Here is a 25110-nt window from a genome sequence, read left to right as displayed (position 1 = left end):
TTTACTGCGCTGTTTATTTGCGTAAACTCCGCCAGGCGGTAGACTGATGCCCTGGTATGACTATTAATTGTTTATGAGTGGTTTGCTTACCGTTAATTATTGTTACAAAAATCTGAAAACTGTTTTCCCCGAGGAAAAGGAGCAAGGTTTTTGTAACTTTTTGAATACGGATGCTTAAAAAAAAGCGCAAAAGCCCTGATGGCAAGGACTCTCTTTCCACGGACTGTACAGGCTAATTTCCAAAAACGAGAGCAAAATCGAATAGCCGATTTTTTAACGTTTTAATCTTGTGAGGAAAACCGTTAATATAAACCAAATTATCACTCAGTAGCGTTATCCCTATTCTGGAGACATTTCCTTTGATCAACGTCCTTCTTGTTGATGACCACGAACTGGTGCGCGCAGGGATACGACGCATTCTTGAAGATATAAAAGGGATTAAAGTTGCCGGAGAGGTGTGCTGTGGGGAAGATGCCGTAAAATGGTGCCGCACAAACTCCGCCGATGTGGTGCTGATGGATATGAACATGCCCGGCATCGGTGGCCTTGAGGCAACGCGCAAAATTGCGCGTACCTTCGTAGATACCAAAGTCATCATGCTGACCGTGCATACTGAAAATCCACTGCCTGCGAAAGTGATGCAGGCGGGTGCGGCCGGTTACCTGAGCAAAGGTGCCGCTCCGCAGGAGGTCGTCAATGCCATCCGCTCCGTGTTTGCCGGGCAGCGTTACATCGCCTCTGACATTGCGCAACAGATGGCTTTGAGCCAGATCGAACCCGAGAAAAACGAGTCCCCGTTTGCCAGTTTGTCTGAGCGCGAATTGCAGATTATGCTGATGATCACGAAAGGTCAGAAGGTAAATGAGATCTCGGAACAGCTGAACCTCAGCCCGAAAACGGTGAACAGCTATCGTTATCGAATGTTCAGTAAACTGAACATTCATGGTGATGTTGAACTGACTCATCTGGCCATCCGACATGGTTTATGTAATGCGGAGACGTTGTTAAGTCAGTGAGTGATGTGTTCGATTCAAAAGCATTTCTGAAAACGGTAACCAGCCAGCCTGGCGTCTATCGGATGTATGACGCTGGCGGTACGGTTATCTATGTGGGGAAGGCGAAAGACCTTAAAAAACGCCTTTCCAGCTATTTTCGCAGCAACCTTGCCTCCCGTAAGACTGAAGCGCTGGTCTCTCTCATTCATAATATTGATGTCACCGTCACGCATACCGAAACCGAAGCTCTGCTGCTTGAGCACAATTATATAAAGCTCTATCAGCCGCGCTATAACGTGCTGTTGCGGGACGATAAATCCTATCCCTTTATCTTCCTGAGTGGCGATACCCATCCGCGTCTGGCGATGCACCGTGGTGCAAAACACGCGAAGGGGGAATATTTTGGTCCTTTCCCGAATGGCTATGCCGTGCGGGAGACGCTCGCACTGCTGCAAAAAATCTTCCCGATTCGTCAGTGCGAAAACAGTGTCTACCGTAACCGCTCGCGTCCGTGTCTGCAGTACCAGATTGGACGCTGCCTGGGCCCCTGTGTCGCCGGGCTGGTCAGTGAAGATGAGTATGCCCAGCAGGTGGACTATGTACGCCTGTTCTTAGCCGGAAAAGACGATCAGGTGTTAACCCAGCTGATCGCGCGGATGGAAAAAGCCAGCGCCGCACTTGAGTTTGAAGAGGCCGCACGGATCCGTGACCAAATTCAGGCGGTGCGCCGGGTCACCGAGAAACAGTTTGTCTCGAATACCGGTGACGATCTCGACGTTATCGGCGTCTCCTTTGACGCCGGAATGGCCTGTGTTCACGTGCTGTTTATCCGCCAGGGCAAAGTACTCGGCAGCCGCAGCTATTTCCCTAAAGTGCCTGGTGGCACCGAGCTGGGGGAAGTGGTGGAAACCTTTGTCGGCCAGTTCTATCTACAGGGAAGCCAGATGCGCACGCTCCCCTCGGAGATCCTGCTCGATTTCAACCTTGACGATAAAACCCTGCTGGCCGATTCGCTTTCCGAGCTGGCGGGCCGTCGGGTCAACGTACAAACCAAACCCCGCGGCGACAGGGCGCGTTATCTGAAGCTCGCGCGGACCAACGCGGCGACGGCGCTGACCACAAAATTGTCTCAGCAATCGACGGTCAGCCAGCGGTTAACCGCGCTGGCAACGCTCCTGAGGTTGCCGGAAGTGAAACGTATGGAGTGTTTCGATATCAGCCATACGATGGGGGAGCAGACGGTAGCATCCTGCGTCGTGTTTGATGCTAATGGCCCGCTGCGCGCCGAGTATCGACGCTATAACATCACCGGCATTACGCCGGGGGACGACTATGCCGCCATGAATCAGGTGCTGCGTCGTCGTTACGGTAAAGCGATTGAAGAGAGCAAGATCCCGGATGTGATCCTGATTGACGGTGGTAAAGGCCAGCTTGGCCAGGCGAAAGCGGTATTTGAATCACTCGACGTTGAGTGGGACAAAAATCATCCGCTGCTGTTAGGTGTGGCGAAAGGGGCCGATCGTAAGGCGGGTCTGGAGACGTTGTTCTTCGAACCGGAAGGTGAGGGCTTCAGTCTGCCGCCAGACTCCCCGGCGCTGCATGTCATCCAGCATATTCGCGATGAATCGCACGACCATGCTATCAGCGGGCACCGTAAAAAACGGGCGAAGGTGAAAAATACCAGTACTCTGGAAACCATTGAGGGCGTCGGGCCAAAACGTCGCCAGATGCTGCTGAAGTATATGGGCGGATTGCAAGGATTACTCAACGCCAGCATGGAGGAAATTGCAAAAGTGCCGGGTATTTCGCAAGGGCTGGCAGAAAAGATCTACTACTCGTTGAAACATTGAGGGCTCTGTAGCAACATAGAGCTAAATTTTACTGACAACAAATAGTTACCGTCACTATGCAATATAATATCCCTACGTTGCTCACTCTCTTTCGTGTTGTACTCATTCCGTTCTTTGTGCTGGCGTTTTATCTGCCGGTTGTGTGGGCACCTTTTGCCTGCGCATTGATCTTCCTTATCGCAGCGGTAACGGACTGGTTTGATGGCTATCTGGCGCGTCGCTGGAATCAAAGCACCCGCTTCGGCGCGTTTCTCGATCCGGTAGCGGATAAGGTCATGGTTGCTATCGCGATGGTGCTGGTGGCTGAACACTATCATACCTGGTGGGTGACGCTGCCTGCGGCAACCATGATCGGCCGTGAAATCATCATTTCTGCGCTGCGTGAGTGGATGGCGGAGTTGGGTAAACGCAGCAGCGTGGCGGTCTCCTGGATCGGGAAAGTGAAAACGACCGCACAGATGGCGGCGCTGGTCTGGATGCTCTGGCGTCCAAACGCCTGGGTTGAGTGGGCGGGAATTGGTCTGCTGTGGGTAGCGGCAGTGCTGACGTTGTGGTCAATGCTGCAATATTTGAACGCTGCGCGCGGGGATTTGCTTGATCAGTGATCGTTTCGCCGTAATTTTCAGCAAACGATCCAGGGAAGCAAAAAATAACGTTGACTCATAACGTCATATCAGTAGAATGCAACGCATCGAACGGCGGCACAGTAAGCCGGACGATAATGAAATCAAGTGTTTAGAAGTTGACTTGATGACATGCGGGAATAGCTCAGTTGGTAGAGCACGACCTTGCCAAGGTCGGGGTCGCGAGTTCGAGTCTCGTTTCCCGCTCCAGATTAAAGACATGCGCAGTAGCGGGTGTCAGTTAGAAAAGTTTTACGGCGCGTTAGCAAAGCGGTTATGTAGCGGATTGCAAATCCGTCTAGTCCGGTTCGACTCCGGAACGCGCCTCCACTTTCTTCCCTGGCCGGATGGTGGAATCGGTAGACACAAGGGATTTAAAATCCCTCGGCGTTCGCGCTGTGTGGGTTCAAGTCCCACTCCGGCTACCATGGGAAAAAGCAGAATAATCAAAGCAATAAGCAGTGTCGTGAAACCACCTACGGGTGGTTTTTTTGTGCCTGAAATTCACGCCCTGTGCATATCCTGTGCTCACGGGGTGCAATGAGCTGCAATCTCCAGCGTGGTAATGCCGAATCGAACGTGTCGCCTCCAGCATAGAGAACCAGGTCGTTTTGCCTGTTTTCCGGTACTCTTCCGGGAAGGGGACCCTGCTGAGCAAGCTGTAATGCTCTAGCCACCCTGAGTACAAAGTTGCTTAATTCGTGCAATCACCTCATTTCTGTACTTCTGGTGTCCGCGCATAGCCCTTGGATGGGCAATTCTGAAACAGATTGCATTACTTGTTTTGAACTCCCATAGCTTCCCCGGTATGACTGAAGAAGTCTCATAGCCGCCTAGCTCAGTAAGCACCTGTTTTATGATGTAGTCTGTTCTCCGGGCTCCGGATGCAAAGATGATGAAATCAGGCTCAAGGTGTTTAATTTGTACCGCCAGCAGCTTCAGCGAGGCTAATATGACTTCCTGCACTTCATTTTGAGGGCGATTGAGAGGGGTCAGTCCGTCGTAATCCCACGCCAGTAGATTGGCATACACGATAGCCTGAGGAGGAATATTAAGCTCCCGGGCCAGCCTGAAATGATATTGCGTGAAGCGGCTACGTGATTTGAGGTTGGTGGTGCCATCATTTTGTACCGGAAGATGTTTCCTGTAACGATCTACAGCTTCTTCAACCACTTGCCCGATGGTGACGTCAGGTATAAGTCCCAACACCCGTGATATCGTATTCTTACCATTCAGCGTATTCCAGCCTGCGGTTTCACGTCCAACCAGCATGATTTTTACCGGTGAATGCCAGTATTCTTCAAACGGCACGGGTAAAAAGACGCCTGAGTATTTATCTTCATTCAGGTTAAATGACTGGGCGTCAACTTCCTGTAATATCCGTTTGTACGCGTCTAATAGCCTTTCCATTCTTCAATCCTGCCCCGTAATAAAAACACCTTCAGATATATATTATTTTCATGATATCAATTAGATACATGAGGATAAATATGCAAAAATCCTTCCGATTCACCAATTCATCCATCAAAGCCCTTCCGGCAAACACAGATACCCGATCTACAGAGCTTGAGGTATCCGATACTGAGGTCATTGGCCTCAAATGCCTCTCAGGTCGAACGGGTAACAAACGTTTCCTCCTGCGATACACATTCCACGGTACCAAAAAAAGTATCAGTATTGGCAGATTCCCTGAAATTGATGTGGGGACAGCCCGTCAGATAGCCCGTCGTCACAAGGAGGCGATTGCACTGGGAAATGACCCTAAGGCAGAGCGCGATAATTATCGTGCGATGCCAACGCTTAGTGAGTTTTTTCACCTGACCTATGTTCCGTTCATCAAGCGCCATAAAAAGTCCTGGGATAAGGATGTTCAGCGTTTCACGCAATACATTGAACCTCGTCTGGGGAAGATACGTTACTGCGACCTTCGGGCCCGGGAAATCCAGCAGGTGCTTTTCGACATGCTTGAGGGTCGTATTCACGGCCAGCAGTATGCACCGTCTACCTGTAACAGGGCACTGGCTATTCTGAAAACTATGGGGCGTTATGCGCTACGACAGGATGTCTTAGAGAAGAATGAAGCCGATAAGATCCCTTTGCTGAAGGAGAATAATCAGCGGACGCGCTTTTTTGACGCCGATGAGATCAGAAGGATCCTCGACGCTGCGGCACGATACCCCAATAAGGCAGCCGGGGGACTGATAGCCATGCTGCTGTTAACCGGTACACGCAAATCAGAAATGCTGAATGTCATGCACAAACATATTGATCGGGATAACAGGTCGTTATTCATTCCTTATACTAAGAATGGTCGCAGCAGAACTGTGTATCTCAGTGATGTTGCATTATCCATTATTGATTCGATCCCACGGGCTGGCAGCAACCCCTATCTGTTTGCCGTAAAAGATAATGGAAAACCAATATCAGAACCCCGGTGGGCCTATGAAAAAATACTGGCAGAGTGCGGGATAGATAAAAGTGAAGTCTGTTTCCACACTACGCGCCATTCCGTCGCATCATTACTTGTCTCCAGCGGACAGTACAGTCTGTATGACGTTAAAGCCCAGCTTGCGCATGCCAGTATTCAGAGTACGGAGCGCTACGCAAAACTGACACCAGAGCGAATGCGTCAGACCGGGCAGGGTGTTACCGACCTTCTTTTACCCCCCGTAGCTACCAGTAAAGAACAGTGATTTTTGCATCTCTTAAACGTGGAGAATGATTATGCCGTTAAAGTGCCCTAAGTGCGGTAGTCGGAATACAGTCACAGCAACTGCCGGAAATATAGCAAAGGTGACTCGCGATGACCGGTTTCTGACATCGACATCCGGTTATATTAGCCCGGAGCAATTACCAGAATTGCTTAAAGAAATCATCAGGGCGATACAGCGTCTATTTGGATTCCTTGAACAGCGTGAAAGGAATAATGCGCCAGTGCTTATCTGCAAGGATTGTGGATATTATGAAAGAATATAGATGACCACTGAAGGCAATTCCAGATTCTTTACCCTGTCTATGTAATCCCGATACTTAAAACGTATCGGGTTTTTTGTTTATGAGGATTATTCAATGAAATTTATCTCGAACTGGCAAGACCTGCCGTCGCTCCTTCTTCCCGATTCAGTTATGTCTGTTTTGAGAAAAGAACTGATACTCCCATTTGATGATGAACTTTCCGCAATGAATTTTTGGGGCGAGGTGGGTGTAACATTAATGTACATTGAACCCGGTGATGTTCCCGAAGATATTAAACGACACGTACTGGATGTAATTCATCATTTAATTGCAAACCCTGAGTTCGTGGTCCATCTGACAGATGAATATTACTTGATGCTATCAATTACAGAAGATAATGGAAATGGTATTTATCTGCTATTTCATCCGGAATGCCCTTTGAAGGGGATTGACACATTAATGTCTATGGCGGAATCCCGTCTGTAAATCAGATTAAAATCAGGAGATGAAAATGAGAAAATCAAAGTTAGGGAAAAATAATAATGAACACGAGAAGCAGGAGTTAAATAATGATTTAAGTGATATTGAAAAAGGTATCACTGAAGATGGCCAAATATTACCTGAAGAGAGTTATAAGCTGCTAATTGAATCAGGTCAGGCGGAAAAAATCAGCCCTAAAGCCAGCGGTATTCTGACATGGCAACTGGCTATGTCTGAAACGGATAATGAACTTTACCTGCGTCTCATGGCAAATGGCAGCGGTGGATTGTTCTCTAAAGACTGGGTCCCACTTTCTAAGATTGAAAGTGTACTCGAAGTTCAACCGACAACGGGCTTCACATCTGGTGTATTCAGACCGCTGTTTAAAGGGGCTAGTGCCAATAATGCTGGTTTTCTGGCTGCTGTTCTACGCTCGCCAGATATATGCCTGCTGGAGGCGCATCCGGAGAAATTATTTACGCATGTTTTATATGCTGACTGGCGGGTAAGACTGAAAACACTCAGCAAAATTGGTGATCGAGAATAGATCTCGGAGGATTAATTCTTTATCCGTACGTTCATACAACCAGAAACAGCTACTCACCACCATTCATCTTTTTCAGGAATATTCATTATGCAAACCCAGTATGTCTTAAAACAGGCAGGATTATCGCTGCCTGTCACTAAATTATTTCAGCAGCACATCGTTACGCTTCTGGCAGAACAATCTCAGCAAACATCGGTCAGGGCAGTAGTCATTAATTTTCGTGACCCGGACTACAGTGCAGAATCCGGCGGATTTCATCCGGTTGAAATGCGTTTCATCCGTAAGGATAACGAGTGGTATTTCGATTATGTCACAGACTTTAGTTACATGGGGCGAGTCTATCCTGAACTGGAAAAGGAAATAGACTTTTGCTGGTCGGGTCATTACGTCTTCCATTATCTGATTGGCGATATTTCGATAACAACAGAGATGAATGAGCTCTGGTCTTTATGGGAGAGTAATTTTATTGAATACCTGGCAATGGGGGTTTACCAGGTAACGGTAACTGTGGAAAGTTGTTGACCCGTTATGAACAGGAAGAAAGCGGGCGGCTTTGTAATTTTCTGCATGCGGCGTGCATCACAGCATGGGGATGATATCTCTTATTCTTGGCTGTTCGCATAAACATGTGCAGACACGGGGGATCTCAGATCCCTCGTGGTTTAGGCCCAAATGGCGCATTCCTCAGTGACAGGGTGATAACGATGACTCCATTACCCCAACGGCAGTTTTACACCGCATAAATAACATCGATATTACAGTGTGTTAGTGGCGATTTTGGCCGATGGACTGTTGAAACAAAACTAGACAGGTACCCATGATGCGTCAGTCACGAGGCGAGAAGATCGCTGAAAGACTGGGGTGGATATTGCTCCAGCTCTATACCGGCAATTCTCTGTCGGTTAATGATATTTGCCAGCAGTTTTCTGTTTCCCGTCGGACAGGACGACGGGACTTATTGAGGGTGGAAACAGTAACGGAGGTTCTTTCTCCCGGGAAAGTGCGGTTGGCTCCTCTGATAAGAGAGCGAGTCAGGCAAGGAATATTCAAATAATTTTCTCTACATGGACATAACCTGTCCTCGCATTGCATTAGGCTCTGCAATGAACCAAATAAACCACCTTAATTAAGGATGTAAGATGAAAAGAACGATAATGGCGGCTCTGTTATTCACAGGTTTTCTGTCGCAGGCGCATGCCGGGCTTGTTCAGGTAAATAACCGTGTAGCCTGTTATCTTGCGATGGACAGTATAAACAGGCAACTCATGGAGTCAGATAAAAAAGTCACTGCTGAAATATATAAATATTTGGAGGGAGAACTACAACGTTATGGCGTTGACGAAGAATCTATTAATGAAAACACCATCGCCCTGGAGAATGAACTGCCTCGGGCATACCAGCAGGCAGCGTTTGCAGATAAGTGTGTGACATTTTACCGAAAACCATCAAACAGACAGTAGTGAGAACAGATAATCCTTCTCACCCAATTGGGAAATCATGATATGAAAAAGATAATTGCCGGATGTGTTGCGGCCATCGTGCCTGTCACCTCAATAGCCGCTTCTGTTTCACTTGATACAGCAGGGCGTTGTTATGAAGCAACTCGCCAGTCAACTCAAATGGCGATGTTGCTGGATCCAAATGCTGCGGAATACAAAAATCTCAACAGTAATGCCAAAGAGCTATTTGGCACACTCTCCGGTGGAGTAGGTGAAAAGGACTCAAAGAAAATTCGGGATGCCTGGAAGACCATTCTGGATAATGCCGGAATGGAAGGCCGCATGGCTAAATCTGATGGGTATCGAGAAATGAACAGATATCCCCAGGATGTGATTATGCAGGAGGCCAATAAATGTGTCCGTCTGGCAATTAAAGCAGGGTTAGTTAAACTTTGACGATAAAGTATGCGGGAGTAATCACTCCCGCATTTTTTTACAGAAAATAATCAACAATAATGTTTTTAAAAATTTAATTGTTTAATCAGCACCCATCTTCGCTTTGATTAATGCACACTCGTAATAAGAAATAATTACTTTTAGCAAGGCATTCACTTTTTCCAGATCACGGGGTGCCGCGTAACCGACGATCCCTTTTTTCATAGGGCTGAAGCGTTCCTTGCGGGAAAGGTTCATTGCGGCCAGTTGATCATCAATACCGTGCATTAACAAATGACCGTCTTCACCAGCACTGAAGTGATTGCAAATCATCTCGGCATGCCTGAGTAGGTTTTCGGGAACTACATTGAATGGCGCGTCAAGCCAGGCTTTAAGATGCGCATTCTGTTCATTATCGTTGGCGTCAAGAAGACCGCTGAGTAAGTCCGTTGCTATGTTTTCGAAAAAATTCTCGAGCGCTTTTTCATCTTTATTCATTAGAGGTATCTCCGGTTGATTCCGTACTTTCATTCTGCTCGTATCGTTTCAGGGCAAGGCGTATGTCTTGCGTAACCTGATTACGAATCGATGCTGGTTTTAGAACTTCAACCTCGGGCATCCAGTATTTGATGAGAGGGATAATTTGGCCGAAGTGAGCCACCCGTGAAATCACGAGCAAATCACCGCTTGCGGAAGTGTGAATAATTTCCTGACCCGGCAACAGCGCGCGGCGCAAGAACCACGGGGCTACACGTGCAGAAACTGACATCAGTACTTCAGTAAGCTCTGCGCCATACCAGATACTTTCCGCATTCTCGATTTGCAGATGAATTTCCGGCGACATGGCAAATGACATGTTACTGGGGAGAACCTGTTTCATCGCTGAAATGACGAAACTTTTCAGCACTCCTCCCTCAATGGCAGCGAGATACCAGATCCCTCTGTCACTGACGAGACGATAGGGTTCAATGGCGCTGTAACTTTTCGCTTTATACATAAAGCTTATTTTTTTGCTGCCGCGAATCGCGTCTGACAATGTATTCAACGTAGACATAAAAACCCCACAATTTTCGTAGGGACGCTGTTTGATCAGAAACGGATTATTTTCGGCATTGCCCAGCAATATGCCTAACAGGCGGTCATCCCAGCGTGGAAATAACCCTTCAATACCCAGAATACGCGTAAGGCGGCGCAAGTCAGTATTGCTGCGCTGTCCCAGAACACCAACGGGAAGATGATATTTCTTACCACTGCGAAGAAGGTTGAGATAAGCCAGCCGCTGCGTGAGGTCACGCCGGATGGTCTTATCACAGACATTAAACTCTTCAGCGAGCCCACTCACCGTGACTGATTCACCGTTGTTAAGGCGAGTCAGTATCAATCCAAGGCGATACCCAAGTTTGTCATGCTTATCCATTCAGGCATCCAATCAATTGAAGCTGGAAGGATATTTTCAGCAGGGTGCTGGACAAGATGAGTCCAGGCTGAAGCAGGATTTCTAAAAAATAAAAACCATAAAATTCAGTGATATATTTTCTGTATGGTTTTTGTGGACTCAACCTGTCCATGTTGTGGTGGTTGCGGGAAGCAGCTTTATTACCGGTGCCTCATTACCCCCAAACAGTAAAGCCCACGACAGGGAGAGTGGGCTTAGCAAACAGGTATTCAGCGTGAAGGATTTACAAAACTACCGAGGGCAATGCGAAGCCAGGATATTTCAGCTTTATATGGTCCATCAGGCGAGTCATTCGGGAAGTCAGCGAACCAAAGATAATGGGTGGGAGCTTAGCCCGACCTGCATTTTTAACATCACTGGGTGTCACAGAGTAGCCTGCTTCGACCAGCCATGCAGCTATCTCAACACTGGTTTGCCGCTTTCTGTCGTCCGGCGTGAGCCCCCATTGATGTTGAGCCAGGGCCCGCAGGAAAAGGCGAACAAGGACATCATCGCTTCGATTTTGTCCTACTTTTAGTTTCAGTGGGGTAAAAACGTTTCTGCAATAGAGAAAATCACACCAGTCTTCCCACTCGGCTTCATCTTTCAATGCATGTGTCTGCCGCCAGTCATCGAATAGCTGGCGTTGCTTAAGTGCCTGTGACATATCATCCCACGGACGGGAATGCATTAACAAATGCCCTTCATTCATAGTGGGTGTTATCAATTGGCGTTTGAAGTCGAATTCCAGGTTTAACCTGATCTCGGACTCAACAGCGACAAGGTCGCTTTCATTCAACCACATGTCACGGGTTGAAATGAGAGAGCCCCTGCGAAGCTTCTGACCCGGAGCCCTGTTAAGATAGAGGTCCACCATATAGCGGTTATAGTCGTCGCGTGGAATATCAGCAGGCGGTTTAACGCCTGCACGGGCGTGTACTATTGGGTAGCCTGCAAGTTCTTTATAGGTCAACTGTCCCCGGGTTTTCATGGCGACAAGTTGTCGGACCTGATGTTTACAGGTCAGCATAGACGAGCCCGGATCCGCAATGTCACATAACGCCTGAAAACGTGACGATAACGGACCAGACATATCGATATTCTCGGTAGAGGCATCTGTCAGAAAACCATCTGTAGTCACACTGACCACTATTGCATTCGGCGGAAGTGCATTCATCAACTCGCCCACCACCGCGCGGACAAATCCCGTGACATGTGCAGCAAAAAATGGCTGGGTGACTGACGAAGGCGGCAGAGGGCTGTTCAGCCCACGGGCGGTATCAAATGCAGTCTTTGCGTGAAGACCCTGAGCGAGTTTTCCATACAGTGAATTTCCGATCTCTTTCCAGAATTTTTCCTCCAGAGACCCTTTATCATGGCGATTACGATTTTCGCGTACCTGTTGCACAAAGGGTAAAAACACGGAGCTTGCTGGTTTTGTCGGGGACGAGGCATTATCAGATTTATACTGACGCCATGGGATTATAATACCGTGCTGAATAGTTATTTCCGCACCCAGAGACAGTGCGAGGGCTATTTCCGGGGCGGTCGCCCATGACTCACCCGTCAAGGGAAAAAACAACCCATACTGGTCTGTTCTGACAGGCAGACAGGGGTAACGTACTGTGTCGGGGAATCGAAAACTGACCAGCGCAAATCCCATGGTATGTCCGCAAAATTCCTCAGGATTTTGGCTCGTATAAAGATTGTCATAATCGGGTTGCAAAACATCTAACAGGCCTGTGGTGTATGCGCCTGCCAAATCGTAGTCATACCATTGGCTTTCAGGGGTGATGCCCATCATAAAGCACTCATTTCGACCGCCGTGATAGCAGTTTATGGCGAACGTCTCATAGAGTTCCCTTGCGGGTATACTCTGCGTCGATTTCAATGTTCTGAATCCCTGAGTGTCCGGGTTCCAGCGCTGGCGCGATTCCGTCCAGGTTCCCATACAGACTTCAGGAGACTGGCCGCTTTCCTTAATGGTTTTGATAAACCGGGAAACAGCCATCGCACCAATCGTGGTGGGGACGCGCTCAATCAGCAGACTTTCAGTGCAGAACGATTTCACCTGTAATGCATAGCGCACGGCAATTTCGGCATCACGAACTGCATAGGCTTCGAAACCGCGTCGATCGCCTTTTAAATACTGGCGCATATCGCTGATTGAATAAGGTGCTGGAATGTTTAGTTTCGGCAGGCCAAGTAATTGGCCACATTCCGCCAGCCCCATCCCACCAGGAGTGATCAACAACGTATCGGTGAACGTCACATTGCTGCAACGAGGCGGGCTGGTCCGTTTATCAAACGTGATGAGGCTATTTTTTTCACGACGAGTTTCGACTTCATCAAAATCAATACCGTAGCGGTTTTTAAAACTGCTAACTGTGCTGCGAATTCCTTTCAGCAGTATTTTGTGATCGCTCCAGAAATTGGCAAACGAGGCAACATCAGCCCGCAGGAAATGAGCATACAGCGTAATCGAACCCGGCCATTCGGTAATCTGATCATTCTTTAATAGCGGCGTCAGGGTTTGCGCGAGAAAGTTTTTCAGGGAGAGGCGATCTTTTTTGTGGGCGCTGGCGGGATACAGGATTCCGGGAACACCCGTTCCATCAGGCAGCACGACATAACTCTGATAAGACAGAATGTCGTTTTGCTTTGTCTGTGGGTTATAGACATATTCAGTATCAAAGCCGATATCAAGATGTAGCTCGCTGCTGACGTCCAGTCGATTTTTTGATTTTTGAGGTATTAACGGAAAGTTATCAAGCGTTTTAGCAGAGCGGGCGACAGGTTGCGTCACTCCCGCCGCCTCTGCGAGCAGTGCATTCATGTCAATCATTGGAGGTTCTCTTATTCAGGTGAACGGTGCCATTACTGGCACCGAGAAGTAAGGGGGAATTAGACGAGGGCTGTACGAATTTCACTAAACAGTTGGTCTTTGTGTTCTTCGTCTTCCGTTGCTACGAAAGATACGAACTTGTCGTTGACTTTGATGACGACGCCGTTGGGGGTTTTTTCAACCATTGGGAGGAGTCGCGATGAAAGCAGACAATTGGCATGCACCCAACGAAAGTGCATTACTTCAAATTCGCGACCACCAAGAGTGGTAGCCAGTTCCTGAAATGCCTCATCAAGAGTGTCAGGTTTGGCTGATTCACTGACGAGCGTTCCGCCATAACGGTTAGTGATCATGAGGGTAGCCTGCTCATCGTTCTGGAACAGGCTGATACCGTATACGAATCGCAGTCGGGCAATGCAGCTATTTCCTTCGTAAATAGCCTCGTCAGACAGGCTGCTTTTGAAAATGCTGGCATAGATGGTAAATGCGGCTTTCGCAGCATCGTCCGAATCAAAGTGCTCAATGTACAGTGCACGGCTTGCTCGGCCTATAAAGTACAGCCGGTTTTCAGCGATACTGATGCCACTGACATCAGAGACAGGGATGATCTTATCGCTTGAGTTCACCAGGTAATCAGTGCTGAGTGTTGTTGCGGTTGTCATGATTTTTTCGCCTTATCAGAAATTAATTTAACTAACGTGAAATTTGGATGTTCGTGAGTTGCTTTTTTTCCCAGGCTTCCACCTCAGCCAAGGGAAAACGGACCGCACGTCCCAGCCGGATGAACGGAGGGAGCTTGGCCGGATTTCGGGTGATATCGCTGGCAATCGTGCTGGGCGAAATTCTCCAGCGTTGCGCAAGTTCTTTACTATTGAGGTACATATCAGGGCTCCTCAGAGCTAAAAGTCGTTAGGGGGTTGTCAGTCACTGCCGGGCCCTGCAGTGGTGTGCTCTAACCATACGAGCTGCACAGTTTGATTACACGCCATAAAACTCACAGCTCATGCTGTCAGATTTACTTTATTTAAATGTATCAACAACTTGTGATACTACCGCCTGAGAGTCTGCAGTATTATGAAAGGCATACCGGCGGGTGGCCGTGAGTGAATGGTGATTCAGCAATCTGGAAGCCATGGCGATATCGCTGGTTGCCTGTAGCACGCGGGTGGCAAACGTCCGGCGAAGGTCATGCATGCGCAGGTTTTCTATACCGGCATCCCGACAGATACGTGCAAAGGTTTCACGCGGATAGCTCAGTTGACGAGTCGTGTCGGTAATGCGTGGAAAAATCCAGGTCGTACTGAGTGCCAGTTGTGCCTGTCGCTGAATAATGACCACTGCGGGATTTGCAAGCGGGCAGGTGAATGGGTGCCCTGATTTCGTATCCGGAAGAAGTAATTGCTGTGCATCTGGATGCCAGTAATCCCATTTCAGCGTACAAACTTCACCAATACGCATACCGGTATAGAGTGCAAGCAATATGGCATCAGCAGCGGGCGTATTCAGGGCCTCAGCGGCAGCAATAAATAATGGAATTTCAGTGGCAGAAAGTGTGCGATACCGGACGTTGTTCTCTTTCAGATAACGAACGTGGGTCATCGGAGAATGATTTATCCATTCAGCGCGTACAGCCAGAGAGCATATCTTTGAGAGCAGAGCCAGAAGGCGGTTTATTGTTGCCGGGCTTAATTTCGGTCGTAGGCCAGCGGCGAATTTTTCGATTTCCCCTGGGGTGATATGACAGAGGCGACGTTTCCCCCAGAAGGGACGGATATGGCGATTGAGCTTCGATAGTTCAGACTGTGGACTTTTCTTATATAACTGCATATCAGGAATCCACAACTCGTTGATAGCCTGCTCGACGGTATGACGGCGGGACTGTATGGCAAGGCGTTTTTTATTACCAAGCCGAATCATAGTGTTCAGGCGGGCATCTTCAATATCAAGATGCGGGAAAGTGCCCAGCGTTTCATAAATACGCTGATTGTTGATGGTCGCCCGAAACGCGAGCGTGATTTGATTGGGATAGACCAGCGCCCTCAGATGGGGGCAGTGAATATCACGGTATTCCTGACAACCAGTCGTCGGATGCTGTAGTTGCTGAAGTGATTTAGTGCTGAAACGCAGATCAATAATGGACATCGTAGTTCTCCTGTGAATGTGTGCCAGGAAAAATACGATGAAAGGTGAGCTAATTGCGAGTTGTCATTTTAACAGTTCATCATGTCAATTTGCAAGAGTGATAAACTGTAGGAAATGAGAGAAATAGAAATAGTGAAGCGATATTTGCAGTGCTTATTTATTATGCGCTCGCGCTATAAGTTTCTCGACGTAGTTTACTGAACTGAGTCGGGTAATATCATTAATCAGAGAATCAGGTGATGGAGTCGGGGTCTTTGTTATCGGAGGGAATTTTAAAAATCCTTTAAGGAAGGTGCGAATAAGTCACCAAACGCAAAAAAACGCCTATGTAAGTGATTGAATTTAATTGACTAAAAGTTTCATTTTCGTTGCGGAGGGTACTTATTCGCACCCTCCTTAACCTCAGAGTATTTATGCCCCTCTAGAAAATAAATAATTTCTTTAGAAGTCGGCATCCATTGAGGATTCAGTAGTAATGCAATATAAATGTAGGCTTTACGGTGGAGCTGTTCAATGTCTTTTGTATATCCTGTCAAATTGGCTTTGCCAAGATTGATCGTGCTTTTCACAATGAAAGTATCTGGATTAGTAAGCGAGTTTTTATAATTTTCATAGGATATAACAGGCTGCATTATCTCATAAGGTAACATGGCCAATATGATTAACATGACCATATTGGGGTGATGAAGATAGTCATCAACGATGATTAACTTCGCTCTCATATCATCGAGTGTCTTACTGATTATATTGAAAAGGTATTTTTCACAAAAATGAGAAAAAACTAACCAAGAAGTTTCTTCAGGTTTAAGCTCTTGAACTTCATGGAATTTATTGAGCCAATCCTCTGATGTTAAGTGTTTTGTGATATATAACTTATAGTATTTAATCGATCTGACATATTCCCGCATGGCTTTCTTTCCATCAAAGGAAAAACCATCAAGGGTGCTAAACGTTGCAGGGGTGACCATGTCAGCAAGTAATTCCATGAAGGGCATAAGTAATGGATGGCCATTAACTTCTACATAACGAAATTCATTTTCAATGAACAAATCTAGTTTATCAATTACATGCTTGGGTATTTTATTCTGGCGTTTCACTTTGTGAGCATAAATCTCTATTGCCAGTCGGGAAAATTCCTTACTTTGAAGCTCACACCATTTTTTCAGAACAGTTGTATCCTGAAAAAAATTAATCTGATTAGACATTATCGCCGATGAGTTGATGACGTTGATTATGTCGCTCGAGGGTTTCATCCATATATCGCCATTTGAATCGGTTATGAGCATCAAATTTAGCAAATCAGTTTCAGAGAAGAGATCAGACAGGGCATCAATATCGGGTTGATAGTTTGCGAGAAGGCGTGCGTTTTTAGCATTGCGGTTGGGTAGATCCAGATAAGTTTCGAACATAATAAAGTCCTTTGTGATGCAATGCCTAGTGAGGCTGGCTGGTTGAGAGTTAAGGGAGTATAACATTACCCCAACGGAAGTTTTACACCATGGCTTACATCGAGTCTATCCTTCTAATATCATTATAATTTATTAACTTGCAAACATGAGGGGATCAGCAAGTCATCTGTCGGTATCAGGTGGACAATCCCCCTAAAGAAACTGTGATTCAGGTGTGTCCAGGGGCGCTTCTTGAGGTATCATCGATCACAAATTTTACGATGCAACGCCCTGTATCGTTAGCTTTCCTTCATAGCAGGATTATTCATGAACGACAAAATCAGTCAGGACACGATCAACAAAGCCCTGTGGGCAGCGTGTGATACGTTCCGTGGCACCATCAGTGCTGATACCTATAAAGACTTTATCCTTACCATGCTGTTCCTCAAGTACATTTCGGATGTCTGGCAAGATCACTACGACGAATATAAAGTGCAATATGGTGATGAGCCGGAACTGATTGAAGCGATGATGGCGAACGAGCGCTTCGTGTTGCCGAAAAGCGCCAGTTTCTATGCGTTGTACGAGCGACGTCATGAGCCTGGCAACGGTGAGCGCATCGATCAGGCATTACATGCCATTGAAGAAGCCAACGGTACCAAACTTAAAGATGCCGGGAAAAGCGTGTTCCAGGATATCTCGTTTAACACTGACCGTCTGGGTGAAGAAAAACAGAAAAACACCATCCTGCGTCAGCTACTGGAAGACTTCGCCGGTGAAGATCTCAACCTGAAGCCGAGTCGTGTCGGTACGCTGGACGTTATCGGCAATGCTTACGAATACCTGATCAAAAACTTTGCCGCCAGCGGTGGGCAGAAAGCCGGGGAGTTCTATACCCCGCCGGAAGTTTCGGACCTGATTGCAGAACTGCTCGATCCGCAACCGGGTGATACCATCTGCGATCCAGCCTGTGGTTCCGGTTCATTATTGATGAAGTGTGGGCGTAAAATTGTCTCCGGGCATGATAGTCGTAACTATGCATTGTTCGGTCAGGAAGCGATCGGTTCTACGTGGTCGCTGGCGAAAATGAATATGTTCCTGCACGGGGAAGACAACCATAAAATCGAGTGGGGCGATACCATTCGTAACCCGAAGCTGCTCGATAAAAATGGCGACCTGATGCTGTTTGATATCGTGACCGCTAACCCACCGTTCAGCCTCGATAAGTGGGGCCATGACGAGGCCGAGAACGATAAGTTTGGCCGTTTTCGTCGCGGTGTACCGCCGAAGACTAAAGGAGATTACGCTTTTATCTCGCATATGATCGAAACCCTGAAACCGGGAACTGGCCGTATGGGCGTAGTTGTGCCACACGGTGTGCTTTTCCGTGGCTCCAGCGAAGGTAAAATTCGCCAGAAACTGATCGACGAAAATTTGCTGGATGCGGTAATTGGTCTGCCGGAAAAACTGTTCTACGGTACGGGGATTCCGGCTGCGATTCTGATTTTCAAAAAGCAGAAAGTTGATGACAAGGTGCTGTTTATCGATGCCAGCCGTGAATATAAGGCGGGAAAAAACCAGAACCAGCTCAGCGCAGAAAATATCCAGAAGATCGTAAACACCTATCGTGAAGGGGATAACGTCGAGAAATATGCTTATCTCGCCAGCCTGAAGGAGATTCAGGACAATGATTACAACCTTAATATTCCGCGCTATGTCGATACCTTTGAAGAAGAAGACGAGATTGATTTGCTGGCCGTGCGTGCTGAGCGTGATCAACTGAAAGCGGAACTGGCGAAATTGGAAATGCAGATGGCGGGTTATCTGGAGGAGTTGGGTTATGGTGCCTAAGGGGTGGACGCTTGGAACCTTAAATGATTTGGCAGATACAATTATGGGATATGCCTTTAGAAGTGAAGATTTTGTTCCAACAGGTATTCCTTTGCTTAGGATGGGCAATCTATACCAGAATTCTTTAGATTTAAACCGTAACCCTGTGTATTTACCGGACTCCTTTAAAGTTGACTATAAAAAGTTCTTGGTGAAGCCAGGTGATTTAGTCATGTCTATGACGGGCACAATGGGAAAACGTGACTATGGTTTTACAGTTGAAATTCCTTCAAACACTCAATACTCATTGCTAAACCAGCGGGTACTAAAGATAGTTCCTAAAAATAATTCGAGCTCTGGTTATATTTTGAACCTACTCCGGAGTGAGTTGATTCTATCTGTATTGTATTCATTTCCAGGTGGAACGAAGCAAGCTAACTTATCCGCTAAACAGGTACAGGAGTTACCAGTTCTTATCCCCCCATTGGCGGAACAAAAAAAAATCGCGGAAATCCTGTCAATCTGGGATAAGGCGATTTCGGTGACGGAAAAGCTTCTCACCAACAGTCAGCAGCAGAAAAAAGCCCTGATGCAGCAATTGCTTACTGGAAGGAAGCGGTTGCGGGATGAGAATGGGGTGAGGTTTAGTGGGGAGTGGGAATATACCATTTTCGGCAACTTGGGTGATACCTATACCGGTTTAACAGGGAAGACCAAGGAGGATTTTGGTGCAGGTAAGCCATATATCCCTTACATCAATATTTTCAAAAATTCCAGAATCGATATTCAAAACCTAGAGTACGTACAGGTTAATGATGATGAGCGCCAATCCGTTGTAAAGTACGGCGATATATTTTTCACTACATCATCGGAGACGCCAGAAGAGGTTGGGATGTCTTCGGTTTTATTGGAAGAGGTTAGTGAGGTTTTCTTAAACTCATTTTGCTTCGGATTTCGATTGAATAACTTCGAGACTCTTATTCCAAAATATGCTCGTTACCTATTCCGTAGTGAACATGTACGCCGTCAAATTTCGACATTAGGTCAGGGAGCAACTCGCTACAACCTCTCAAAAAGGCAATTGATAAAGTTAGAGCTTAAACTCCCCTGTGTTGAAGAACAGCAAAAAATCGCAGCCGTACTTTCTGCTGCAGATGCTGAAATCTCCACACTTGAGAAAAAACTCGCCTGCCTGAGAGATGAGAAAAAAGCCCTGATGCAACAGCTACTGACTGGCAAACGTCGTGTTAAGGTCGATGAGGCGGTTGCCGAATGAAACTGACGAAAAGCGGTCCACTGACTGACCGGGAAATCGACTGGCTGGAAGAGGTGTTGCTGAAATACGGCAATGATGACTCTGTGCTCTGTTTCTCTGAGCTGGATGGCTTTCTGACAGCGATTGTCTCTGGCCCGAATACGATTTCCCCTAATACCTGGCTCAGTGCTATCTGGGGGCGAGGTGATTACCACCCTCGCTGGACCACTGAAAAAGAGATGACGCGTTTTGTGGGGCTGTGTTTTCAGCATATGAACGATATCGCTGGTTGCCTTTATGACGCCCCTGAACTGTTTGAGCCGATTTTCAATGAGCGTGAGGTAAAGGGGGAAAAATATACCATTGTGGAAGAGTGGTGTTTTGGTTATATGAAAGGAAAGTCACTGGATGACTGGTCTGGTCTTCCCGGTGAGTTACGGCCTTCTCTGGAAGTGATCGCTCTTCATGGCGTGGAGAAGAATTTTCCTGTACTTGAGAAAATGACCGGAGAGCAGTTTGAGAAAAGTATTTCCCTTATTCAGCCTGCTGCACTGGCACTTTATCAGTACTGGTTGTCAGTGAGAATGTCAGAGGCATCATCCCGGCCTGTTCCAGTGAAGGGGGCAGAAAACATGCCCGGGCGAAATGACCCGTGTCCGTGTGGCAGCGGTAAAAAATTTAAGAAGTGCTGTCTGCATTGATGAATCTTCATGTGACCAGTAGCGAGTAGCGCCAGAAAGAAAAGGATTAATGATGAACCAGACGTACACGCCAAAATTCCAGGAAGAATACAGCGCCAAAATTCCGGCACTGACGTTACTGACCAGCCTCGGCTGGACGTTTTTATCTCCGAAACAGATTATGGATTACCGGGGCTATAAACAGGATGAGGTGGTGCTGCGTCCGGTTCTGCGTGAAGAGCTGTCGAAGCGTTCCTTTATGGCGGGTGGCAAAACCTGCCAGTTATCGGAAAAAGCACTGGATAACCTGATATCACAGGTCTGTTCTCCGGCGCTGAATGAAGGGCTGCTCAAAGCCAATGAACGGATGTATAACCATCTGCTCTACGGTATCGCCGTCACGGAGTTTGTCGATGGCAAGAAGGTCAACCCCACCATTGCGCTGATCAACTGGGAACATCCGGAAAATAACCAGTTCCATTTTACTGAAGAATTTACGGTATTGCGGTCAGGTGGTGTTGAAACCCGGAGGCCAGATATTGTCTGCTTTGTTAATGGTATCCCGCTGGCTGTTATTGAAGCGAAAAGCCCGGCTGGTCATGGCAAGAAAGGGCCAACCATTGACGAGGGGATATCCCAGAGTATCCGCAACCAGTTCAACGATGAAATCCCGCAGCTGTTTGTCTACAGCCAGTTATTACTTTCGATTAACGGTCATGACGGGCGCTACGGTACATGCCATACGCCAATGAAATTCTGGGCGGCATGGCGCGAAGAAGATATTACCGATCCGCAGATGTATGCGCTGCGCAACCATCAGTTATCGACTGAACAAATTCATGCGTTGTTTGATCATCGTCCATCAGCCGATCTCAACTGGTACCAACAGTTAATCGCCGCCGGTGAACTGGCTGTCAGTGGACAGGACAAATTGCTCATCAGCCTGCTTTCGCCGGAACGTCTGCTGGAGATGACCCGCTTCTTCACTCTGTTTGATAAAAAGACCGGGAAAATTGTCGCCCGCTATCAGCAGGTGTTCGGTATTAAAAGACTGCTGGAGCGCATCAGTACCCGCAGACCCGATGGGGGCAGGGAAGGTGGTGTTATCTGGCATACCACCGGCTCTGGCAAATCGTACACCATGGTGTTCCTCAGCAAGGCGCTGATTCTTCATGACAGCCTGAAGCGGTGTCGTATCGTGGTGGTGACGGACCGTATCGATCTTGAAGAACAGCTCAGCAGTACCTTTGCATCCGGCGGCGAGTTGGCCGGGAAAAAAGACAAAGCCAATGCAATGGCGACATCCGGGCAGATGCTGGCGAAACAGATTGGCTCCGGTAAAGAACGCATCATTTTCACCCTAATCCAGAAATTTAATTCAGCGACAAAACTTCCTGAATGCGTCAATACCAGCCCCGATATCATCGTTCTGATTGATGAAGGACACCGTAGCCAGGGTGGTGAGAACCATGTGCGAATGAAACTGGCACTGCCGAACGCCGCCTTTGTAGCATTTACTGGTACGCCATTGCTAAAAGAAGATAAGACCACCAATAAATTCGGGCCGATTGTCCACGCTTATACCATGCAGCGAGCGGTAGAAGATAAAGCCGTTACACCTTTGCTGTATGAAGAACGTATTCCCGACCTTGAGGTTAACGATCGGGCAATAGATGCCTGGTTTGACCGTATTACCGATGGATTAAGCGAAGCGCAAAAAGCCGACCTTAAACGTAAATATGCCCGTAAAGGTGAGGTCTACAGTGCAGATGACCGCATCCGTCTGATTGCTCTCGATATTGCCACACACTTCTCGAAAAACATTGATGAGGGACTGAAAGGGCAACTTGCCTGCGACAGTAAAATCTCTGCAATTAAGTATAAAAAGTATCTGGATGAAGCGGGATTATTTGAATCAGCTGTAGTTATCAGTCCGCCGGATACCCGGGAAGGGAACACCGAGGTGGATGAAAGCAAACTGCCGGAAGTGACGAAATGGTGGAAGGATAATGTCGGCACGCAGGATGAGTCTGTGTATACCCGCAATATCATCAGTCGTTTCGATACTGATGATAAGCTCAAATTGCTGATTGTTGTTGATAAACTGCTCACCGGGTTTGATGAACCGAAGAATACCGTGCTGTATATCGACAAGCCGCTTAAGTCCCACAACCTTATCCAGGCGATTGCCCGGGTGAACCGACTGCATCCACTGAAAAAGTTTGGCCTGCTGATTGATTATCGCGGCATTCTGGCTGAACTGGACACGACTATCGGCAAATATCAGGACCTCGCCTCCCGAACGCAGGGAGGATACGACATCAAGGATATTGACGGGCTGTACAGCGCCATGAGCTCTGAATACAAGCGTCTACCGCATCTGTATAACCAGCTGTGGGCCATATTTGCCGGTGTTAAAAACAAAAATGATACTGAGCAGTTACGTGCGGTACTGGTGCCTAAAATGGAAGAACGTGACGGAGAGATGGTCGATATCCATCAGAAAACCCGTGATGATTTCTTCGAGGCGTTAACGGCCTTTGCCGGATGCCTGAAAGTGGCACTGCAGTCCGCTACCTTCTTCACCGACAAGAGCTTTACGGAACAAGACCGAAATCTCTATAAAGAAACCGTAAAACAGATGTCCAGCCTGCGCCAGTGGGCGATGCAGGTAAGTGGGGAGCAGGTCAATTATGACGACTACGCTGAGCAGGTGAAAAAACTGCTGGATAAGCATGTCACCGGCGTTGAGGTTCGTGAACCGGATGGCGTGTATGAAGTCGGTAAAATGGGCAAGAGCGAAAAGCCCGAAGAGTGGGACAGCAACAAAACCCGCAATGAAACCGACATCATTAAAACCCGCGTGACGAAGATGATTGAGCAGGAATTGCGTGATGACCCGTATGCTCAGGAGGCATTTTCAAAACTCCTGCGTATGGCTATCGAAGAGGCTGAAAAACTGTTTGACCATCCGCTGAAACAGTACCTTTTGTTCCGTGAATTTGAAGAACAGGTTGAAGCCCGTAAGCTCAGCGATATCCCGGATGCACTGGCGGTAAACAAGCATGCTCAGGCGTATTACGGTGTATTTAAAAAAGAGCTACCTGAGGTTTTTGCGGTAAACGACGTTCAGGTGCAGGATAAGTGGACCAAGCTGGCTTTTGAAGTGGACAACATTATCGTCAAAGCGGTGGCAGAAAACTCCCTGAACCCCCAGGACATTGAGAAAGTCGTTAAGACAAGTCTGCTACCACTGCTGTTTACGGCCTGCCGGGAAATTGGTGCCGGAATGAATCAGGTTAACCGTATTGTGGAAACCATCATCCAGATACTGCGCGTTGGTTTGATGAAATCATGAGTGAAAAAGAATCGCCATCAATGAAAGCGTTACGCATTGTCTATGGTGATGAGGTCATCGTCGTACAGTGTGTTCCGCGTCAGGTCGTAAAGGGCAGGGTGCTCATCAAGGTGCATCCGGACTGCCGGGTTATTGTCTCTGTACCTCCAGAAACACCGGAGCACGAGCTGTTGTCTTCGCTGAAAAAAAGAGGGCGCTGGATATACCAGCAACTGCGTGATTTCAGGGAGCAACAGACACACATTGTTCCGCGTCAGTATGTCAGCGGAGAAAGCCATTATTATCTCGGTAAGCAATATCAGTTGAAAGTGACAGAAGACGCTACTGTGCCGCAACGAGTGAAAATGTTGCGTGGGCGTCTGGAAGTGACTGTCAGACACAAATCGGCAGAAAAGATTAAAGCGTTGCTGGCTGAATGGTATCGGGAACGTGCCAGACATGTTTTTCAGCGCAGGCTTGATTTACTGATTGCGCAGACCCTTTGGGTTAGTGAGCGTCCGCCGATACGTTTGCGAGCGATGCAAACGCAATGGGGAAACTGTTCTGCGAAAGGTTGTCTGACCCTGAATCCATGGCTGGTTAAGGCATCCTCAGAATGTATCGATTATGTCTTGCTACATGAGTTATGTCATGTTGCTGAGCACAACCATAGTGAGGAGTTTTACCGCTTGATGGGGCAGGTTATGCCGGGGTGGGAAAAGGTCAAGAAGCGACTGGATGGTATGGCTGGGATGTTGTTGGCAGATATGTAGTTTCTAACCTATTCCAATGGGCTCATTTGTCGGTGATGCTGCCAACTTACTGATTTAGTGTATGATGGTGTTTTTGAGGTGCTCCAGTGGCTTCTGTTTCT

At 47.5% G+C, this 25110-nt stretch carries 23 protein-coding genes and 3 tRNA genes; 18 read left to right on the top strand and 8 right to left on the bottom strand.

Features of this window, described 5'->3' with window-relative positions:
* Positions 1-359 precede the first annotated feature (359 nt).
* The 6 genes from uvrY (at position 360) to ACOTXR_RS22235 (ending at position 3896) form a co-directional block, all read left to right on the top strand.
* On the top strand, positions 360-1016 hold the full coding sequence (gene uvrY, locus ACOTXR_RS22260) for a UvrY/SirA/GacA family response regulator transcription factor (RefSeq protein ID WP_023330806.1): 657 nt from the start codon (positions 360-362) through the stop codon (positions 1014-1016).
* Positions 1013-2845, top strand: coding sequence for an excinuclease ABC subunit UvrC (uvrC, locus tag ACOTXR_RS22255; RefSeq protein WP_032636125.1), 1833 nt, complete (start codon positions 1013-1015; stop codon positions 2843-2845). Before uvrY ends, uvrC begins: the two co-directional genes overlap by 4 nt.
* Before the next feature lie 56 nt (positions 2846-2901).
* Entirely contained in the window at positions 2902-3450 is a 549-nt protein-coding gene (gene pgsA, locus ACOTXR_RS22250; RefSeq protein WP_008500348.1) for a CDP-diacylglycerol--glycerol-3-phosphate 3-phosphatidyltransferase, read from the top strand.
* Between the two features lie 152 nt (positions 3451-3602).
* Positions 3603-3678 (top strand) — tRNA-Gly (locus ACOTXR_RS22245).
* A 46-nt stretch (positions 3679-3724) separates the two neighbouring features.
* Positions 3725-3798, top strand: a tRNA-Cys gene (locus ACOTXR_RS22240).
* A gap of 11 nt (positions 3799-3809) precedes the next feature.
* Positions 3810-3896: transfer RNA gene (locus ACOTXR_RS22235), tRNA-Leu, on the top strand.
* A gap of 241 nt (positions 3897-4137) precedes the next feature.
* Here ACOTXR_RS22235 and ACOTXR_RS22230 read toward each other — a convergent pair.
* Positions 4138-4878 (bottom strand): hypothetical protein, encoded by a 741-nt coding sequence (locus tag ACOTXR_RS22230; RefSeq protein WP_063160733.1) that lies wholly within the window; start codon positions 4876-4878, stop codon positions 4138-4140.
* An 80-nt stretch (positions 4879-4958) separates the two neighbouring features.
* Here ACOTXR_RS22230 and ACOTXR_RS22225 point away from each other — a divergent pair, with 80 nt between their 5' ends.
* The 7 genes from ACOTXR_RS22225 to ACOTXR_RS22195 all read left to right on the top strand — a co-directional run bounded on the left by ACOTXR_RS22225 (position 4959) and on the right by ACOTXR_RS22195 (position 9345).
* Positions 4959-6161 carry a site-specific integrase gene (locus ACOTXR_RS22225; protein WP_047601065.1) on the top strand — a complete coding sequence of 401 codons (1203 nt, stop codon included), beginning with the start codon at positions 4959-4961 and terminating at the stop codon, positions 6159-6161.
* A gap of 376 nt (positions 6162-6537) precedes the next feature.
* Positions 6538-6909, top strand: coding sequence for a hypothetical protein (locus ACOTXR_RS22220; RefSeq protein ID WP_021536919.1), 372 nt, complete (start codon positions 6538-6540; stop codon positions 6907-6909).
* Between the two features lie 25 nt (positions 6910-6934).
* Positions 6935-7450 (top strand): hypothetical protein, encoded by a 516-nt coding sequence (locus ACOTXR_RS22215; protein WP_222834572.1) that lies wholly within the window; start codon positions 6935-6937, stop codon positions 7448-7450.
* Positions 7451-7537: 87 nt separating this feature from the next.
* Positions 7538-7972: a DUF2787 family protein gene (locus ACOTXR_RS22210; RefSeq protein WP_222834571.1), complete on the top strand. Its 435-nt coding sequence runs from the start codon at positions 7538-7540 to the stop codon at positions 7970-7972.
* A gap of 295 nt (positions 7973-8267) precedes the next feature.
* Complete coding sequence (locus tag ACOTXR_RS22205) at positions 8268-8504, top strand: DeoR family transcriptional regulator (RefSeq protein WP_077871873.1); 237 nt, start codon at positions 8268-8270, stop codon at positions 8502-8504.
* A gap of 85 nt (positions 8505-8589) precedes the next feature.
* The gene (locus ACOTXR_RS22200; RefSeq protein WP_045331642.1) at positions 8590-8910 is read left to right on the top strand and encodes a hypothetical protein; all 321 of its coding nucleotides are present in this window, start codon (positions 8590-8592) and stop codon (positions 8908-8910) included.
* A gap of 42 nt (positions 8911-8952) precedes the next feature.
* A complete protein-coding gene (locus ACOTXR_RS22195) occupies positions 8953-9345 on the top strand; it encodes a hypothetical protein (RefSeq protein WP_023293999.1) in 393 nt (130 codons plus the stop codon).
* A gap of 81 nt (positions 9346-9426) precedes the next feature.
* Here ACOTXR_RS22195 and ACOTXR_RS22190 read toward each other — a convergent pair whose 3' ends face one another.
* The 7 genes from ACOTXR_RS22190 to ACOTXR_RS22160 all read right to left on the bottom strand — a co-directional run bounded on the left by ACOTXR_RS22190 (position 9427) and on the right by ACOTXR_RS22160 (position 17155).
* Positions 9427-9822: a hypothetical protein gene (locus ACOTXR_RS22190; RefSeq protein ID WP_222834570.1), complete on the bottom strand. Its 396-nt coding sequence runs from the start codon at positions 9820-9822 to the stop codon at positions 9427-9429.
* Positions 9815-10741, bottom strand: a complete 927-nt coding sequence (locus tag ACOTXR_RS22185; RefSeq protein ID WP_222834569.1) for a helix-turn-helix transcriptional regulator — start codon at positions 10739-10741, stop codon at positions 9815-9817. Before ACOTXR_RS22185 ends, ACOTXR_RS22190 begins: the two co-directional genes overlap by 8 nt.
* A 262-nt stretch (positions 10742-11003) precedes the next feature.
* Entirely contained in the window at positions 11004-13604 is a 2601-nt protein-coding gene (locus ACOTXR_RS22180; RefSeq protein WP_410023221.1) for a hypothetical protein, read from the bottom strand.
* Positions 13605-13663: 59 nt separating this feature from the next.
* Positions 13664-14266, bottom strand: coding sequence for a hypothetical protein (locus ACOTXR_RS22175; protein ID WP_222834568.1), 603 nt, complete (start codon positions 14264-14266; stop codon positions 13664-13666).
* Positions 14267-14297: 31 nt separating this feature from the next.
* Complete coding sequence (locus ACOTXR_RS22170) at positions 14298-14486, bottom strand: helix-turn-helix transcriptional regulator (protein ID WP_063135760.1); 189 nt, start codon at positions 14484-14486, stop codon at positions 14298-14300.
* Between the two features lie 138 nt (positions 14487-14624).
* Positions 14625-15746: a tyrosine-type recombinase/integrase gene (locus tag ACOTXR_RS22165; protein WP_222834567.1), complete on the bottom strand. Its 1122-nt coding sequence runs from the start codon at positions 15744-15746 to the stop codon at positions 14625-14627.
* A gap of 359 nt (positions 15747-16105) precedes the next feature.
* Positions 16106-17155 (bottom strand): hypothetical protein, encoded by a 1050-nt coding sequence (locus ACOTXR_RS22160; RefSeq protein WP_421767117.1) that lies wholly within the window; start codon positions 17153-17155, stop codon positions 16106-16108.
* A 306-nt stretch (positions 17156-17461) separates the two neighbouring features.
* On the opposite strand from ACOTXR_RS22160, the gene ACOTXR_RS22155 reads away from it, so the two are divergent.
* The 5 genes from ACOTXR_RS22155 to ACOTXR_RS22135 are packed head-to-tail and all read left to right on the top strand — an operon-like array spanning position 17462 to position 25009.
* A complete protein-coding gene (locus ACOTXR_RS22155) occupies positions 17462-18985 on the top strand; it encodes a type I restriction-modification system subunit M (RefSeq protein WP_222834566.1) in 1524 nt (507 codons plus the stop codon).
* Positions 18975-20240 carry a restriction endonuclease subunit S gene (locus ACOTXR_RS22150; RefSeq protein WP_047719921.1) on the top strand — a complete coding sequence of 422 codons (1266 nt, stop codon included), beginning with the start codon at positions 18975-18977 and terminating at the stop codon, positions 20238-20240. The genes ACOTXR_RS22155 and ACOTXR_RS22150 overlap by 11 nt, the downstream gene beginning before the upstream one ends.
* Positions 20237-20920, top strand: coding sequence for a YecA family protein (locus ACOTXR_RS22145; RefSeq protein ID WP_045619632.1), 684 nt, complete (start codon positions 20237-20239; stop codon positions 20918-20920). The genes ACOTXR_RS22150 and ACOTXR_RS22145 overlap by 4 nt, the downstream gene beginning before the upstream one ends.
* A 52-nt stretch (positions 20921-20972) precedes the next feature.
* On the top strand, positions 20973-24257 hold the full coding sequence (locus ACOTXR_RS22140; RefSeq protein WP_222834858.1) for a type I restriction endonuclease subunit R: 3285 nt from the start codon (positions 20973-20975) through the stop codon (positions 24255-24257).
* Positions 24254-25009 carry a M48 family metallopeptidase gene (locus ACOTXR_RS22135; protein ID WP_222834565.1) on the top strand — a complete coding sequence of 252 codons (756 nt, stop codon included), beginning with the start codon at positions 24254-24256 and terminating at the stop codon, positions 25007-25009. The genes ACOTXR_RS22140 and ACOTXR_RS22135 overlap by 4 nt, the downstream gene beginning before the upstream one ends.
* The last annotated feature ends 101 nt before the right edge of the window (positions 25010-25110 follow it).

It is taken from the genome of Enterobacter cloacae complex sp. IR53030, assembly GCF_049238365.1.
GTDB lineage: Bacteria > Pseudomonadota > Gammaproteobacteria > Enterobacterales > Enterobacteriaceae > Enterobacter > Enterobacter kobei.
The sequence above is the reverse complement of the archived record's forward strand: the minus strand, read 5'-3'. Positions and strand labels throughout refer to the sequence as shown.

Coding starts and splice junctions, on each gene's coding strand:
- ACOTXR_RS22155 (WP_222834566.1), top strand. CDS start 17,462: ATGAACGACAAAATCAGTCAGGACACGATCAACAAAGCCCTGTGGGCA.
- ACOTXR_RS22210 (WP_222834571.1), top strand. CDS start 7,538: ATGCAAACCCAGTATGTCTTAAAACAGGCAGGATTATCGCTGCCTGTC.
- ACOTXR_RS22205 (WP_077871873.1), top strand. CDS start 8,268: ATGATGCGTCAGTCACGAGGCGAGAAGATCGCTGAAAGACTGGGGTGG.
- ACOTXR_RS22150 (WP_047719921.1), top strand. CDS start 18,975: ATGGTGCCTAAGGGGTGGACGCTTGGAACCTTAAATGATTTGGCAGAT.
- pgsA (WP_008500348.1), top strand. CDS start 2,902: ATGCAATATAATATCCCTACGTTGCTCACTCTCTTTCGTGTTGTACTC.
- ACOTXR_RS22225 (WP_047601065.1), top strand. CDS start 4,959: ATGCAAAAATCCTTCCGATTCACCAATTCATCCATCAAAGCCCTTCCG.
- ACOTXR_RS22160 (WP_421767117.1), bottom strand. CDS start 17,155: ATGTTCGAAACTTATCTGGATCTACCCAACCGCAATGCTAAAAACGCA.
- ACOTXR_RS22140 (WP_222834858.1), top strand. CDS start 20,973: ATGAACCAGACGTACACGCCAAAATTCCAGGAAGAATACAGCGCCAAA.
- ACOTXR_RS22230 (WP_063160733.1), bottom strand. CDS start 4,878: ATGGAAAGGCTATTAGACGCGTACAAACGGATATTACAGGAAGTTGAC.
- ACOTXR_RS22215 (WP_222834572.1), top strand. CDS start 6,935: ATGAGAAAATCAAAGTTAGGGAAAAATAATAATGAACACGAGAAGCAG.
- ACOTXR_RS22200 (WP_045331642.1), top strand. CDS start 8,590: ATGAAAAGAACGATAATGGCGGCTCTGTTATTCACAGGTTTTCTGTCG.
- ACOTXR_RS22135 (WP_222834565.1), top strand. CDS start 24,254: ATGAGTGAAAAAGAATCGCCATCAATGAAAGCGTTACGCATTGTCTAT.
- ACOTXR_RS22175 (WP_222834568.1), bottom strand. CDS start 14,266: ATGACAACCGCAACAACACTCAGCACTGATTACCTGGTGAACTCAAGC.
- ACOTXR_RS22165 (WP_222834567.1), bottom strand. CDS start 15,746: ATGTCCATTATTGATCTGCGTTTCAGCACTAAATCACTTCAGCAACTA.
- ACOTXR_RS22190 (WP_222834570.1), bottom strand. CDS start 9,822: ATGAATAAAGATGAAAAAGCGCTCGAGAATTTTTTCGAAAACATAGCA.
- ACOTXR_RS22195 (WP_023293999.1), top strand. CDS start 8,953: ATGAAAAAGATAATTGCCGGATGTGTTGCGGCCATCGTGCCTGTCACC.
- ACOTXR_RS22185 (WP_222834569.1), bottom strand. CDS start 10,741: ATGGATAAGCATGACAAACTTGGGTATCGCCTTGGATTGATACTGACT.
- ACOTXR_RS22170 (WP_063135760.1), bottom strand. CDS start 14,486: ATGTACCTCAATAGTAAAGAACTTGCGCAACGCTGGAGAATTTCGCCC.
- ACOTXR_RS22180 (WP_410023221.1), bottom strand. CDS start 13,604: ATGATTGACATGAATGCACTGCTCGCAGAGGCGGCGGGAGTGACGCAA.
- ACOTXR_RS22220 (WP_021536919.1), top strand. CDS start 6,538: ATGAAATTTATCTCGAACTGGCAAGACCTGCCGTCGCTCCTTCTTCCC.
- ACOTXR_RS22145 (WP_045619632.1), top strand. CDS start 20,237: ATGAAACTGACGAAAAGCGGTCCACTGACTGACCGGGAAATCGACTGG.